The sequence below is a fragment of the Agrococcus sp. Ld7 genome (genome assembly GCF_045064095.1).
In the GTDB taxonomy this organism is placed as follows: domain Bacteria; phylum Actinomycetota; class Actinomycetes; order Actinomycetales; family Microbacteriaceae; genus Agrococcus.
Genome location: NZ_JBISGY010000033.1, coordinates 104429 through 118934, shown reverse-complemented (window position 1 = coordinate 118934; position 14506 = coordinate 104429). Strand labels below are relative to the sequence as shown.

Sequence of the window (14506 nt, the reverse complement as noted above, 5' to 3'; positions counted from 1 at the left end):
TCCGCCGACGGGAACGGGGCGGCTATCGCGAGGGATGCGCGCGCGGCACCGGCACGCAGGAGAGCTCGCTCGGCCGGAGGTCGGCGAGGGTGCGCAGTGCGTCGATCACCTCGCTCGCGATGATCCAGACGGAGCACGCCGGTCGCGCGTTCAGCATCCAGGTCACGACCGGATGGCCGCCCGCGCACCGCTCCCAGCCGAATGCGTCGATCTTGTCGGCCGGCAGGGACTTCGACCACAGATGCAATTGCCAGCCGCCATCGGTGACCATCGCCACGGAGATCGACACCGTGGGTTCCACCGCGATCCGGTTGACCGTCTCACCCGCGTGTCGCCAGCCGCAGCCGCACGCAGAGAGACCCCGGGCAACGATCTCGTCGGCAGGCAGGAACGCGGCCGGGATGATGGATGCCGAGTCGTCGGGTTCCAGCCGCACGTGATCGAGCACCTGCACGATCGTGGCGACGTCGTCGCGCCACGGGGGAGCCAGTAGGCCCTCGGACGACACCAGCTGTCGTGCCTGCGCGTCGCCCTCATCTGGCCCTAGCTGCTGAGCACGCGTCAGCCGCACCGGCGCCCGAGCATGGAGCGCAACCCGCTGTGCCTCCGCTCGCGTGCGAGCGAGGCAGACGAAGGGCGGTCGGCTGCCGCCGCTGACCTCGAACTCGAACCGGTGGGTCGCATCCGCTCTCATGCAGGTGAGGATGCGGCAGACGGTCTCCGGTGTGGGATCGGGGAGGACCAGCTTGTGGAGAATCGCATCGATACGATGCGTGGCACTGCGGTGACGAGGGAATCGACCCCGCCGCCGGTACGAGCAAGCACGGAGAGGACACCCCATCATGGGCATGAACATCGCCGACCTCGCGATCTCCAGCGACGACATCGTCGCGGGCGACCGCATCCCTGACCGCTTCACCGCTGATTTCGAGAACGCGCTGCCGAGCCTGACCGTGACGGGGGTGCCGGCAGCTGCCGTCGAACTCGCGATCATCATGCACGACCCCGACGCACCGCTGCCGCAGGGCTTTACGCACTGGACCGCCTATGGCATCGCGCCGCGCGACGGCGTGATCGACACGGATGCGCTCCGCACGGGACCCAACACCCCTGGCGACAAGGCGTGGTCGGGACCGCAGCCGCCCGTCGGACACGGCCAGCACCACTACTACTTCTGGGTCTACGCGCTCTCGCGAGCAGTCTCGGGAGAGCCGAGCAGGGAGGATTTCCTGGCCGACTACGCAGACGCCATCATCGAGCAGAACCGCTTCGTCGGCACATACTCCAGGTAGCGGCAGCGGGCCGCAGGCAGGCGGCAGCCAGGGTCACTGCTCCGGCGTGAACCGCAGCGGGAACCGCACGGGCCCCGTGTTGCCCGAGACGGGCAGCCACTCGCCCGGGCCGTCGGCCGCGACATCCGGCATCCGCTGCGCGAGCAGCGGCAGCGCCACGCTCATGTCGGTGCGGGCGACGAAGTGGCCGAGGCAGTGGTGCACGCCTCCGCCGAAGCCCGAGTGCAGCGGCCGGTCGTCGTAGGTGATGTCGAAGCGTGCGTGCTCGGCCATCGCTCGCGGGTCGGTGCCGGTCGCGTGCGAGAGCACCTGCACGATGCCGCCGGCGGGGATCTGCAGCCCGTTGAGGTCGACATCCTCGATCGCCTCGCGGGTCACCCAGGTGACCGTCGGTGCCACGCGCATGACCTCCTCGACCGCACGGCTGCCGAGCTCGGGCCGCTCGGCCATCAGCTTCCACTGGTCCGGGTGCTTGAGGAACGTCTGCACCGCCAGCCCCAGCTGGTTGCGGGTGGTCTCCATGCCGGCGAAGGCGAGGAAGACCAGGGCGACCGACAGCTCACGGCGGTTCAGCGCATCCGAGCCCTCGTGCGCGGCGATGAGGGTCGAGACCAGGTCGTCGCGGGGCTGCGCCTGGCGGTCGGCGATGACCTCCTCGATGTAGCCGGTGAGGCCCTCGAGCGCCGCCTCGATGCGCGGCAGATCTTGGCGCACGTTGATGCCGAACGACTTGCCGAGGTCATCGGCCCAGTGCGCGACCTGCGGCCACTCCTCGTCCGGCAGGCCCAGCAGGAAGCAGAGGATGCGGGAGGAGTAGGGCTCGGCGAACTCACTCACGAACTCCACTGTGCCGCGCCCCGCGAAACCGTCGATCAGCTCGTTCGCGAGCGACTGGAAGCGCGGCCGCATCGCCTCGATCGTCTTCATGCGGAACGCCGGGCCGAGCAGCTTGCGCAGCCGCAGGTGGTCGTCGCCCTCGATGCTGAGCAGCGTCTGCTGCCACCACTCGCGCCACGGCCCATCGTGGATGCCGTTCTGGTCGGGCCACTGCGCGTTGCCCTGCCGGAAGCGGCGGTCCTTCAGCAGCGCCGTGCCCTCCTCGTAGCGCAGCACGGCCCAGCCGTACGGCGTCTCGGCGAACCAGCTGTCGTCGCGCGCGTCATGGACGACGTCGGAGGTGACGTTGAAGCTCGGGTCGGCGAGGTCGAGGAAGCGCGTCGTTGCGGTCATGGTCGTAGCCTAAGGTGTCGAGGGCATTGGTGGACGAGCACTCGGATCGCGCCTGGCCGGTGGCGGGCAGGCGCGATCCGAGCGGGGCCGCGTCTACTTCTGCAGACGCAGCACGCCGGTGCGCAACTCCTCGCGACGCACGTCTCGCATCGAGTCGAAGTGCGGGTCGCGGCGCAGCTGGTGCACCAGAGAGTAGCCCAGCATCGCGACGATTACGGTGAAGGGCAGCGCAGACAGCATCGCGGCCTGCTGGAGCGCCGCCAGGCCGCCCATCAGCAGCAGCAGCGCGGCACACACACCCGTCAGCGCACCCCACACGACGAGCACCGGCTTCGAGGGGTTCAGCGCCCCTCGCGACGACATCATGCTCAGCACGAACGTGTTCGCGTCCGCGCCGGAGATGAAGAACAGCACGACCAGGATCATCGCGATGACCGACGTGATCTGCACCAGCGGGAGGCTCGCGAGCATCTCGAAGAACGCCGAGTTGATGTCCTCGGTCGCCGCTGCCCCGATGACACCGCCGCTCTCCATGTCGGAGTGGATAGCCGCGCCGCCGAAGATCGTGAACCAGCCGAAGAAGACGAGGCTGGGCACGATCAGCACGCCGGTCACGAACTGCCGCACAGTGCGACCGCGAGAGATCTTCGCGAGGAAGACGCCGACGAAGGCGCCCCAGCTCAGCCACCACGCCATGATGAAGTACGTCCACCACTGCATCCACTGCGAGTCAGAGCTCGACAGTGGGGTGATGAAGCTCATCTCCAGGAAGTTGCCAAGGTAGGCGCCCGTCGATCGCACGAACAGGTTGGCGATGAAGCCGCTCGGTCCGACGAAGAAGACGTAGATCCCCAACGCCACCGAGGCGAGCATCGTGAACTGGCTGATGTACTTGATGCCGCGGTTGACGCCCGACAGTGCAGAGAGCGTGAAGATGACCGTGATCACTGCGATGACGAGCACCTGGACGAAGGTCTCGGTGGGCAACCCGAACACCCGATTCATGCCCTCCGTGATCTGCGAGGCGCCGAGGCCGAGCGACGTCGTGGTGCCGAAGAGCGTGGCAATGACGGCGAACATGTCGATGACGTTGCCGAGTGGTCCGTCGACCCGCTTCCCGAGGATCGGCCGCAGCATGGGGGAGACCAGCCCGGTGTTGCCCTTGCGGTGCGTCGAATAGGCGATCGCGAGGCCGAAGACGCCGAACACGGCCCACGCGTGGGGACCCCAGTCGAAGTATGAGAACTGCATCGCGACGACTGCTGCCTCCCGGGTTCCCGCCTCCGCCAGCCCGTGCGGCGGTGTCACGAAGTGCGAGATTGGCTCGGCCACGCCATAGCTGATGAGACCGACGCCCATGACAGCGGAGAGGATCATCGCCAGCCACGCCCAGGTGCTGAACTCGGGCCGGTCGGTGTCTGCTCCCAAGCGGATGTTGCCGAACCTGCTGAACGCGAGGTACACCAGCAAGCCAATGCAACCGGTGGTCACCAGGAGGTAGGTCCAGCCGACCGCTTCGGTGCTCCAGTTGATGGCACCGGTCATCGTGGCGTTGAGCGACTCGGGCGAAATGGCTGCCCAGGACACGAACGCAAGGATGAGCGCGAGCGAGCCCCAGAACACCACGCCGGGGCGGTGGCGCTTGGCGTCCGCCTCCACCTGCGCGGCACTGGGCTCGCCGACGGGCGCGAGGCCGGATCCTGCGAAGTCGGGATCATCGGGGTGGGCGCCCTCGTTGTAGCCGGGCCCTCGTCCCGACAGTCGCCAGCGCTGCGACGTGCTTCGCTCGTTCATGTGTGCCTCACTTCGTTGTGTTGCTGATCGCGGTGCGAGCAGATGCGCACGGCAATGGGATGCGCTCTACTGCTGGAACGCGGGAACGACCTCGTCGATGAAGAGCCGGAGGGATGCCGCCTTCTCGTCGTGCGACATGCTGTTGTCGATCCAGAAGCTGTACTCGTCGACGCCGAGCGCCTCGTAGTGCCGGAGGCGCTCGACGACCTCGTTGGGCGTGCCGATCATCGCTGTGCGGTGCAGGTTCTCGGGCTGGAACTCGGGGCGCTCCGCGAACTTCGACTCCGGGCTCGGCTCGTGGAAGCCGTTCACCGCCTGCACCTTGTTGCCGAACACCGCATCGAACGTGCGGTAGAAGCGGTTGATCGCCTCGGCCGGCGCGCGCCAGCCCTCCGGGTCGCTCTCGGCATGCACGTGCGTGTGGCGCAGCACCATGATCTCTGGGCGGCGCTCGATCTCGGGGTGGGCGGCGATCGCGGTCTCGAACTTGTCGACGAGAGCCTGCACCTCTTCGTCGCCCTTCGCCAGCGGCGTCACCATGACGTTGCAGCCGTTCGCGACGGCGAAGTCATGCGAGGAGGGGTCGCGCGCCGCGATCCACATCGGCGGGCCCACGGGCTGCACCGGCTTCGGCACGCTCGTCGAGGTCGGGAACTGCCAGATCTTGCCGTCGTGCGCGTAGTCCCCCTCCCACAGCTTGCGGATCGCCGGCACGATCTCGCGCAGGTGCTCGCCTCCGTCGGTCGCGGCGACGCCCGGCACGAGCCGGTCGAACTCGTACTGGTAGGCGCCGCGCGCCAAGCCGACCTCGGCGCGGCCGCCACTGATGACGTCGAGCAGGGCTGCCTCGCCGGCCGCTCGGATGGGGTTCCAGAACGGGGCGATGATCGTGCCGGCACCCAGGCGGATGCGCGAGGTGAGGGCTGCGAGGTTCGCCAACTGCACCATCGGGTTCGGCGAGACCGTGTACTCCATGGCGTGGTGCTCACCGATCCATACCTTGTCGAAGCCGCCGGCCTCGGCGGCCAGCACCAGCTCGGTCAGGTCTTTCCATGACTGCTGGTGCGGAACGGCGTCGTCCCAGCGCTCCATGTGGACGAACAGCGAAAAGCGCATGATGTTCCTCTTCCTTCTCTACGTGCTGACGGCGTCGCGCTCGGCGACGGTGGTGTCGGTGCGCGACCAGTGCTCTCGCTCGACCTCGCGCACGATGACGGTGATGTTGTCGGATGCGGCGCCGACGGTGGTCTCGGCAGCCGCGTGGAGTGCGTGCATGAGTGCGCGCAGCTGAGCGGGGGTGCGCCCGCGGGCGATGGAGACGTCGATGAGCGGCATGGTCAGCCCCGCATCACGAAGGGGTCGGCGACCGGCCCCTCATCGGTGTTGATCCAGACGCTCTTCAACCGCGTGTACTCATGCATCGACTCGAGGCCGTGCTCGATGCCGACACCCGAGCTCTTGAAGCCCTGCCGCGGCGACATCGGCGACATCGCGCGGTAGGTGTTGACCCAGACGGTGCCAGCGTCGAGGCGCCGTGCCATGCGGTGCGCGCGTGCGAGGTTCTGCGTCCACACGCCGGCTGCCAAGCCGTACTCGGTGTCATTGGCGAGCGCGACAAGCTCGTCCTCATGCTCGAACGGCATGATGGCCGCGACCGGCCCGAAGATCTCCTCCCGCACCACGCGCATCGAGTTGTCGACGCCCGTGAGCACGGTCGGCTGGTAGAAGTAGCCGGGTAGGTCGAGGCCCTCGGGGCGGCCGCCGCCGACGTGCACGGCTGCGCCCTCTGCGACGCCAAGGTCGACGTAGGAGGCGACCTTCTCGAGCTGGCCGGCGAATGCCAGCGGGCCGAGCTCGGTCTCATCGGCGAGCGGGTCGCCGATGCGGATCGAACGCGCGCGCTCGGCGACGCGCTCCAGCAGCTCGTCGTAGACCGCCTTGTGGGCGAACACGCGGCTGCCGGCGATGCAGGTCTGGCCCCCGGCGGCGTAGATGCCGGCGATCACGCCCATCGCGGCGTTCGCGATGTTCGCGTCGTCGAAGACGATGTTCGGGCTCTTGCCGCCCAGCTCGAGCGTGCAGCCGATGAAGCGACGTGCTGCCTGCGCGGCGATGTGCGCTCCCGTGGCAGTCGAGCCGGTGAACGAGATCTTGGCGAGATCCGGATGCGCGACGAGGGCCGCGCCGGCCTCGGCACCCATGCCGGTCACGACGTTCACGACGCCGTCGGGGAAGCCCGCCTCGCTCGCGAGCTCCGCGACCTTGAGGATCGTGCGCGAGGTGTACTCGCTGGGCTTGATGACGACCGTGTTGCCAGCCGCGAGCGCGGGCGCGATCTTGGAGGTCGTGAGCGTCAGCGGCGAGTTCCAGGGCGTGATGGCTCCGACGACGCCGAGCGGCTCGCGCTGCGTGTAGTTGAGGATCTCGTAGGTCGTGGTGGGGATCTGGCTGCCCTGCACCTTGTCGGCGAGGCCCGCGTAGTAGTAGTAGTACTCCGGCAGCGTGGCGAGCTGCCCGCGCATCTCGCGCAGCAGCTTGCCGTTGTCGAGGCTCTCCGAACGGGCGAGCTCTTCGGCGTTCGCCGCGATCAGGTCGCCGAGGTTGCGCAGCAGCCGACCGCGCTTGGTGGGGCTGAGCCTGCTCCAGCTGGGGTTCTCGAACGCGGCCTTGGCGGCGGCGACGGCCCGCCGCACATCCTCCTCATTGCCGCGCGCAGCCTCGTAGAGCGGCTCGAGCGTGGCGGGGTTCGTGCTGCTGAAGTGCTCGCCGCTGCTGCCGGCGACACGCTCGCCGCCGATCCAGTGCTGCAGTCGTTCGGTCATGAGTGCGATACCTCCACGTTCTGGGGAAGAAGAGCGGATGCGATGAAGTCGGTGAGCGCGTCGGCGAGCGCGGGTGCGTCCTCGACCGGCAGCATGTGGCGGGCGCCGGGCACGATGTGGGCTTGGGCGCCGGGGATCGCGGCGGTGAGCCGCCGCGACATGTCGGGGGTGGATCCGGGATCGAGCTCGCCCGTGATCGCGAGCGTCGGCGCGATGATGCGATCGAGCTCTGGTGCGATCTCGCGATCGCCTCGTGCGAAGACCGCGTAGGCGTGCAGATAGGAGGCGACGTCGTTGGCGAGCAGCACTCGCTCGGTCGCAGCGATCGTGGCGGCCGGCACTGCGCTTCCTGCAGGGAACCAGCGCTCGATCGAGGCTGCGGCGCTCGCGGCGAAGTCGTCGCGTGCGCTCTCGAGCCGCGCCTCGACCGCTGCCGCCTCCGCGGGCGTGCGCTGGCACACCGAGCTGACGCACGTGAGGGCGACGACCCGTTCCGGGTGGAAGCATGCGATGTGCTGTGCGATGAGCGCGCCCAGCGAGAATCCGACCAAATGCACGGCGCCATCCGGCAGCCGAGCGAGCACGTCGTCGGCGAGGTCGGCAAGCGACTGCGGTGCCGGCAGCGGCGGCTGCGCGCCGTGGCCGGGCAGATCGAGCGCGACCACGTTCGCACCCACCGGGCCGCGCGCGAGCAGCGTGCGAACCGCATCCCACATGCTGCGGTCGAGCCCGACGCCGTGCAGCAGCACAATGGGGGCGACGCCGCCCGGCTGACCAGCGCCCGGCTGCGGTGCGATCGGCTGCTCGGGGCGCGAGTGCCCCGGCTCGACGTCAGTCATCGTTCGCTCCGGCTACTGCTCGGTCGACAGCGCCGCGAGGCGCTGCTGGGGCCGCCCCTGCGCGGCGCCGGCGAGTGCGATGAGGATCTCGCCCGCGTGCGGGGCGTCGGCCACCTGCACCTCGATGCTCTGGTGGTGCGAGCGGATCGTGGCGTCGGTGATGTGCTTGAGCGGGATGTCGAACGTCGTCCCGGCCAGCGCACGCTTCTCGACTGCGGGCAGCAGTGTGGTTGCGCTCGCGGCGGAGCGGAAGTGGTCGCCGAACTTCAGCGTGTGGATGAGCGCCGAGCCGTGCTCGACCTCGCCCTCGAGGCCGATGATCGCGGCCTTGCCGTACGCCTCGATCGGGGCGCCGAGTGCCTCGATGACACGCGGCGCGAGCAGCGCGCCGAGGTCGGAGGCGACGGCGTCGATGCCGCCGCTGAGGTCGTCGACGAACCCCTGTCCGTGCCACGGGTTGTCGATCACCGCGGCCACGACGGCGATGCGCGCGACCGGTTCGACCGGGCGGCCGCCCTCGACGGCGATCTCCTCGACCAGGGTGGTGATCTTGCGCACCTTCAGTGCGGCGGTGGTCTCAGTCACAGTGGGAGCTCCTTCAGGATGTCGGATGTGATGACGCGATCGGTCGTGCGATCGCCGATGCGGGCATGCGGGCGCGGTCCGGTGGAGGCCGCGGCGATGATGGCGATCTCGCCCGGGTGCGGCGCATCGGCCAGGTGCACCTCGAGCGACTGGTAGAAGTCGCGCGTGGCGGGCGCCGTCTTGTGCCAGAGGGGGATGCGGTGGCTGGCGCCAGCCGCGGAGCGCGCATCCGAGAAGCACAGGATCGAGGTGCCGCCCAGCGCCTCGCGCATGAGGTTGCCGAAATAGGGGGTGTGGATGAGCGCGCCTGCGTGCTCGATCTCGCCGTCGAGTCCGACGACTGCGGCCTTGCCGAACGCCTGCACGGCATCCGGCCCGCCGAGAGCGTCGTTCAGCCGATCGGTGAGCAGCTTCGCGAGCGCCGGCGCGATGCGCTGGGTCTCGGGCTCGAGGTCGTGCGTGACGGCGGTGCCCGCCCACGGGTTGGCGATGACGGCGATCGCGGCCGCACGAAGGATCGGTGCGGTGCCGGGCCGTGCGTCGGCCGGGGGCAGCTCTTCTGTCACCGTGCGGATGCTGCGCAGGCCAATGGCCGCAGCGACCGACCCGTAGCCGCGCAGCGTCGAGGCGGTGGAGAGGTCGTAGAGACGGGGTGCGGTCTCGGTGGTCGTCATGCTCGCGCTCCTCGTGCGTCGTCGATGTCGGAGGTGTCAGCCTCAGCGGCCATGCCGCCGTCGGCTGCTTCGGTGGCGAGCGCTCGCATGGTCGCCTCGCTCGAGGCATCCACATGACGGCGGGTCGCAAGCTCAGCGCCGATGTGGTCGCGCGCCTCGATGGCGATGACGATGCTCTCGTGCTCGTGCTGCGAGTCGCGGAGCCTTCCGGGCTGGTCGACGGCCTTGCGCACCAGTCGGTGGTACGCGAGCTGGTTCATGAGCCGTCCGTAGTGCTCGATCAGCTTGCTGTTGTCAGCGCCGGCGACGAGCGCATGGTGGAACTCGTGCACGAGTGCGGCGTAGCGCGAGCCGTCGCCGCGGCGAACGGCCTCGGCAGAGGCGACAAGGTTGCGCCGCAGCGCCTCGAGCTCGGCCACCGCGCCGCGGCGGGCGAACAGCCCGGCGGCGAGCGCTTCGAGTCCGCTCTTGAGCTCGAACAGCTCAACGATCTCGCGACGGGTGGGCTCACGCACGAAGGTGCCGACGCGCGGGCGGATCTCGACGAGCCCCTCGTTCTCGAGCTGCTTGAGCGCTTCGCGGATAGGCGTGCGGCTCACCTGAAACTCCTGCGCGAGGAAGAGCTCGGGCAGCGGTGCGCCGGGCGGGTAGTCGCCGCCGAGCACGAAGGTGCGCAGGCGGTCGAGCAGCGGTGTCTCTGCCGCGCCCACGCTAATGTCGGATCGCTCGAACGTCTCTTGCATGCAAGCAACGTACCTTGCATACAACAATGCTGCAAGCGAAGTGCCTGATTTTCGCTATTTTAGCCCGATACTTGACGAATCACTGCTGGACACTTACGATCACTGGCATGCAAGACATCAAGGGAGCTGTCATGACGGAACTGAGAAGCGCGGTGCTCGCCGCCTGGGAGGCCGCGTGGGATCGCGGTGAGGTGGACCGGCTCGACGAGCTGATGAGCGCTGACTTCGTGCGCGAGAGTGCTGCCTCCGGCAGCCGCACCGATCTGGCCGGGCTCAAGCGCGAGATCCTCGAGGTGCGCGCGGCATTCCCCGACATGACCACCACGGTCGAGAAGCTCATCATCGATGGCGACGACTTCGCGATCTTCTGGAGCACCACCGGCACCTTCACGAACGACCTCGGTGAGGTGCCCGCCACCGGCACCCGCGTGCAGACCCGCGGCTCGAACCAGGGTGTGTTCCGCGACGGCCGCATCGCGTTCGAGCGGGTCACGTGGGATCAGAGCGAGCTGCTCGCCGATCTCGGCGTGCCCTCGCTGCGCGCCGCGTTCGAGCCGGACGCTCAGACCGTGGTCGACGACCTCTCCGGCGACTTCGCCCGCGAGGCGCTCAAGGGCTTCAATCGCCAGTTCATCACTGGCGTCACCGTGGTGACCACGACCGATGCCGAGGGCCGGCCGCGCGGGCTCGCCGCAAACTCCTACGCCTCGGTCTCGCTCGACCCGCCGCTGGTGCTCATCTGCGTGCAGAAGACCTCGTCGACCTACCCGGCGCTGTTCCACTCGCAGCACCTGGGCATCAATATCCTCGGCACCGATCAGCGCGACACCCTTGCGACGTTCGCATCGCGTGACCCCGACAAGTTCGCGCAGGTCACCTGGCATGCAGGCCCCAAGGGCAGCCCGCTCATCGACGGCTCCTCGGCGTCGATCGAGGCCGAGATCAAGGAGCGCTTCCAGGCCCGCACCCACACGGTCTTCATCGCCCGGGTCGTCCATGCGGAGACCGCCGAGACCACCCCCATCGTCTACAAGGCCGGCAAGTTCTTCGACGGCGGCTCGCTCACCGAGCTGTGACCGCCGGTCGATCCGACCGATCCCTCTGCACCATCCATCACCCAGCGAGAAGGCAACGACGCCATGACCGACAGCGCTCCGCACATTGACCCGACGCCGACCTACGGCACGTCCCTGACGCGAACCGAACCGTTCGCGACCGAGGAGATCCCCATCGCTGAGCGCCACGGGCGCCCGCGCAATCAGTTCACCCTGTGGTTCGCGGCGAACATGGTGCTTGCCGTGCTTGTCTCGGGATTCTTCTCATCGCTCTTCGGCCTCTCTGTCTGGCAGGGCCTGAGCGCGGTCGCCGTCGGCACCCTGCTCGGCGCGATCGTGATGGGCGTGCTCGCCGGCATCGGCACCAAGCTCGGCGTGCCGCAGCAGGTGCAGGGGCGTGGACCGATGGGCTTCTTCGGCAACTTCCTGCCCATCGCGCTGCTGACCGTGGTCTCGGCGATCGGCTGGACCGCCGTCAACACCGTCTTCGCCGTGCTCGCGCTGCAGCAGCTCGTCGATGTGCCGTTCTGGACGGCTGCGATCGCCATCTTCGCGGTGCAGGCGGTGTTCGCCATCTGGGGTCACAACGTCATCCACCTGATCAACAAGATCGCGACCGTCGTGCTCGCGATCCTGTTCGCCGTGATCACGGTCCTCTCGCTCCAGCGAGCCGAGTTCACGCAGGTGGTCAACACTGACGCCCCCTATTACATGGGCGAGTTCGCGGGTTGGCTGACGTTCGCCGGCTTCTTCTTCGCCTACGTGATGACGTGGACGCCCTTCGCCTCAGACTTCTCGCGCTACCTGCCGCGCAGCACGTCCCACATGAAGGTCACGCTCTACACGGCGGGCGGCTCGTTCGTGGCGATGATGTGGCTCGGCGGCATCGGCGTGCTGGTCTCCAGCTTCGCAGGTGAGCTCGACGCGATCCCGGCACTTGCTGAGCTGGCTGGTGCCTGGGCTCCGGTCGCGATGATCACCGTAGTGCTCTCGACCCTGCCGGTGAGCGCGATGAACCTCTACGGCGGCTCGCTGTCGCTGCTGACGATCCGCATCCCCGTGAACCGCATCATCGCTGTCGTCGTCATGGCCGTGATCAGCCTGGGCGTGACGCTGCTCATGCAGACCAACCCCTACGGCAGCTTCTACGACTTCCTGCTGGTGCTCGCTTACCTCGTGGTGCCGTTCAGCACCATCCTGCTGCTCGACTACTTCCTGCGAATGCGCCAGCTCGGCGTGCAGGGCGTGCGGGAGCTGTTCGACGCGAAGCGCGTGCTCGAGTGGGGCTTCGTGGCTTGGATCATCGGCTGCGTCTTCTCGTCGCTCTTCTGGCAGTCGACACTCTGGACCGGGCCGCTGGCTGCGACGTTCGCCGACTTCGGCGACGTGTCGTACCTCGCGGGCGCGACCGCCGCCACCGTCGCGTACCTCGCGCTCCGCAAGCTGCCGCCGCTGTGGCGCCGTCGGCACGCGCCCGCACGCACGATGGATACGGTGTCCGCGTGACACGGCCCTCGAGTGGCGGTCGGGCTCAGGCCCGGCCGCCCGCCCTCCTCGTGATCGATATGCAGCAGATCTTCAGCGACCCCGCGAGCCAGTGGGCGACCGCGGGCTACGCGGAAGCGGCCGACCGGGTCGCGCAGCTCGTCGATGCTGCGACCGGACCGGTGATCTGGACGAGGTTCGTGCGCGACCCGAGCGAACCCGGAAGCTGGCGGGCGTACTACGACCGATGGTCGGAGTGTCGAGAGGCACCGGAGTCGGTCGCCTGGGATCTGACGATGACCGTGCGCGACGGAGACGCCGTGCTGACGCTTCCGACGTTCTCGAAGTGGGGCGAGCAACTGGCCGAGTTCACCGCAGCGCACCCCGAGCTGATCGTCTGCGGCGTCGCGACCGACTGCTGCGTGCTGTCGACGGTGCTCGGAGCGGTCGACGCGGGCAAGGCGATCACGGTGGTGACGGATGCCTGCGCCGGGGCGACCGAGGAGGCACACGACCAGGCGCTGGCACTCATGGGGATGCTCGCGCCGATGGTGCGGCTGGCAACGGTCGATGAGGTGCTGCAGCTACCCGCCTCCTGAGCGATTCGCAGGAGCCAGGGATACGCTCCGAGAGCGCTCCTGCATGGCCCCGTGCGCGGCATGGAGCGTCTGAACTCGACCATCGACGCGAAAGCAGCCGACCGCCATGAGCACTGACGCATCCGCCAGCACGATCGACCGCGAGACCTGCATCGAGCTCGATGCCGCCGACCCGCTCGCGCCGATCCGGGAGCGCTTCTCGCTGCCGGAGGGCGTGATCTACCTCGACGGCAACTCGCTCGGCGCGCTGCCGCGCGGCGTCGCGGAGCGCGTGCAGCACGTGATCACCGAGGAGTGGGGCACCGGCCTCATCCGCAGCTGGAACGAGGCCGGCTGGTTCACGAAGCCCGCCACAGTCGGCGACCGCATCGCGCCGCTCATCGGCGCCGCGCCCGGCGAGGTGATGATGGGCGACTCCACGTCGGCGAGCCTGTTCCAGGTGGCGGTCGCGGGCATGCGGATGCGCCCCGGGCGCCGCGTCATCATCTCGGAGCGCGGCAACTTCCCGACCGACCTCTACGTGCTGGAGGCCGTGCAGGAGCTGCTCGGCGGCGATGAGCCGCTCGAGCGCCGGCTGATCGCCGACAACGGCCCGACCCTGGCGGACGTGCTCGATGACGACGTCGCGCTGGTCGTGCTGACCCACGTCGACTACCGCACGGGCCGCATGCACGACATGGCAGAGGTCACCCGGCAGGTGCACGAGGCGGGCGCCATCATGCTCTGGGACCTCGCGCACAGCGTCGCCGCGGTGCCGGTCGACCTCAACGGCGCCAACGCCGACTTCGCGATCGGCTGCACCTACAAGTACGTCAACGGCGGCCCCGGCTCGCCGTCGTTCATGTGGGTTGCCGAGCGGCACCAGGGCGAGGCTCGACCGGCGCTCACCGGCTGGCAGGGTCACGCCCGGCCGTTTGACTTCGAGGTCGACTACGAGCCCGCGCCCGGCATCACGCGGTTCCGGGTCGGCACACCCCAGCTGTTGTCGATGTCGGCGCTGGAAGCGAGCCTCGACATCTGGGACGACGTCGACGTCGCCCTCGTGCGCGAGAAGAGCCTGCGCCTGACCGAGCTGTTCATGACGCTGGTCGATGAGCGGTTGGGGCAGTGGGGCGTCGAGGTTGTGACCCCGCGGGATCCTGCGCGACGCGGAAGCCAGGTGGCGCTGCGCATTGACGACGGCTACGCCGTGATGCAGGCGCTCATCGAACGCGGCGTCATCGGCGACTTCCGCGCGCCCGACCTCATGCGCTTCGGCTTCGCGCCCCTCTACGTCTCGCACGCAGACGTGTGGGATGCGGTGGCGATCCTGGAAGACATCCTCACGACCGAATCGTGGCGCGAGCCGCGCTTCGCGAAGCGCGGAGCCGTCACGTGACGTGATCGGA

The 14506-nt window shown here is 68.7% G+C and carries 15 protein-coding genes; 5 read left to right on the top strand and 10 right to left on the bottom strand.

Going from position 1 to position 14506, the window contains the following annotated elements; genetic code table 11:
• Positions 1 to 22: 22 nt before the first annotated feature.
• The gene (locus tag ACJJVL_RS10350) at positions 23 to 694 is read right to left on the bottom strand and encodes a hypothetical protein (protein WP_405218581.1); all 672 of its coding nucleotides are present in this window, start codon (positions 692 to 694) and stop codon (positions 23 to 25) included.
• Positions 695 to 842: 148 nt separating this feature from the next.
• Here ACJJVL_RS10350 and ACJJVL_RS10345 point away from each other — a divergent pair, with 148 nt between their 5' ends.
• Entirely contained in the window at positions 843 to 1292 is a 450-nt protein-coding gene (locus tag ACJJVL_RS10345; protein ID WP_405218580.1) for a YbhB/YbcL family Raf kinase inhibitor-like protein, read from the top strand.
• Between the two features lie 33 nt (positions 1293 to 1325).
• Here ACJJVL_RS10345 and ACJJVL_RS10340 read toward each other — a convergent pair whose 3' ends face one another.
• The 9 genes from ACJJVL_RS10340 to ACJJVL_RS10300 all read right to left on the bottom strand — a co-directional run bounded on the left by ACJJVL_RS10340 (position 1326) and on the right by ACJJVL_RS10300 (position 9979).
• Complete coding sequence (locus ACJJVL_RS10340; RefSeq protein ID WP_405218579.1) at positions 1326 to 2522, bottom strand: cytochrome P450; 1197 nt, start codon at positions 2520 to 2522, stop codon at positions 1326 to 1328.
• Positions 2523 to 2615: 93 nt separating this feature from the next.
• Positions 2616 to 4316: a BCCT family transporter gene (locus tag ACJJVL_RS10335; RefSeq protein WP_405218578.1), complete on the bottom strand. Its 1701-nt coding sequence runs from the start codon at positions 4314 to 4316 to the stop codon at positions 2616 to 2618.
• A 66-nt stretch (positions 4317 to 4382) separates the two neighbouring features.
• Positions 4383 to 5432: an LLM class flavin-dependent oxidoreductase gene (locus tag ACJJVL_RS10330; RefSeq protein ID WP_405218577.1), complete on the bottom strand. Its 1050-nt coding sequence runs from the start codon at positions 5430 to 5432 to the stop codon at positions 4383 to 4385.
• 18 nt (positions 5433 to 5450) lie between these two features.
• Positions 5451 to 5651: a tautomerase family protein gene (locus tag ACJJVL_RS10325; RefSeq protein WP_405218576.1), complete on the bottom strand. Its 201-nt coding sequence runs from the start codon at positions 5649 to 5651 to the stop codon at positions 5451 to 5453.
• A gap of 2 nt (positions 5652 to 5653) precedes the next feature.
• Positions 5654 to 7138, bottom strand: coding sequence for an aldehyde dehydrogenase (locus ACJJVL_RS10320; RefSeq protein WP_405218575.1), 1485 nt, complete (start codon positions 7136 to 7138; stop codon positions 5654 to 5656).
• Complete coding sequence (locus ACJJVL_RS10315) at positions 7135 to 7977, bottom strand: alpha/beta fold hydrolase (RefSeq protein ID WP_405218574.1); 843 nt, start codon at positions 7975 to 7977, stop codon at positions 7135 to 7137. Before ACJJVL_RS10315 ends, ACJJVL_RS10320 begins: the two co-directional genes overlap by 4 nt.
• A gap of 12 nt (positions 7978 to 7989) precedes the next feature.
• Entirely contained in the window at positions 7990 to 8562 is a 573-nt protein-coding gene (locus tag ACJJVL_RS10310; RefSeq protein ID WP_405218573.1) for an amino acid synthesis family protein, read from the bottom strand.
• Complete coding sequence (locus tag ACJJVL_RS10305) at positions 8559 to 9236, bottom strand: amino acid synthesis family protein (RefSeq protein ID WP_405218572.1); 678 nt, start codon at positions 9234 to 9236, stop codon at positions 8559 to 8561. Before ACJJVL_RS10305 ends, ACJJVL_RS10310 begins: the two co-directional genes overlap by 4 nt.
• Positions 9233 to 9979 carry a GntR family transcriptional regulator gene (locus ACJJVL_RS10300; RefSeq protein WP_405218571.1) on the bottom strand — a complete coding sequence of 249 codons (747 nt, stop codon included), beginning with the start codon at positions 9977 to 9979 and terminating at the stop codon, positions 9233 to 9235. The genes ACJJVL_RS10305 and ACJJVL_RS10300 overlap by 4 nt, the downstream gene beginning before the upstream one ends.
• A 131-nt stretch (positions 9980 to 10110) precedes the next feature.
• Between ACJJVL_RS10300 and ACJJVL_RS10295 the strand changes: the two genes are divergently transcribed.
• From ACJJVL_RS10295 to kynU, 4 genes are all read left to right on the top strand, one after another.
• Positions 10111 to 11055 (top strand): flavin reductase, encoded by a 945-nt coding sequence (locus ACJJVL_RS10295; RefSeq protein ID WP_405218570.1) that lies wholly within the window; start codon positions 10111 to 10113, stop codon positions 11053 to 11055.
• Between the two features lie 63 nt (positions 11056 to 11118).
• Positions 11119 to 12540 carry a purine-cytosine permease family protein gene (locus ACJJVL_RS10290; RefSeq protein WP_405218569.1) on the top strand — a complete coding sequence of 474 codons (1422 nt, stop codon included), beginning with the start codon at positions 11119 to 11121 and terminating at the stop codon, positions 12538 to 12540.
• Entirely contained in the window at positions 12489 to 13118 is a 630-nt protein-coding gene (locus ACJJVL_RS10285; protein WP_405218568.1) for a cysteine hydrolase family protein, read from the top strand. Before ACJJVL_RS10290 ends, ACJJVL_RS10285 begins: the two co-directional genes overlap by 52 nt.
• Before the next feature lie 106 nt (positions 13119 to 13224).
• The gene (gene kynU / locus ACJJVL_RS10280) at positions 13225 to 14496 is read left to right on the top strand and encodes a kynureninase (protein ID WP_405218567.1); all 1272 of its coding nucleotides are present in this window, start codon (positions 13225 to 13227) and stop codon (positions 14494 to 14496) included.
• The last annotated feature ends 10 nt before the right edge of the window (positions 14497 to 14506 follow it).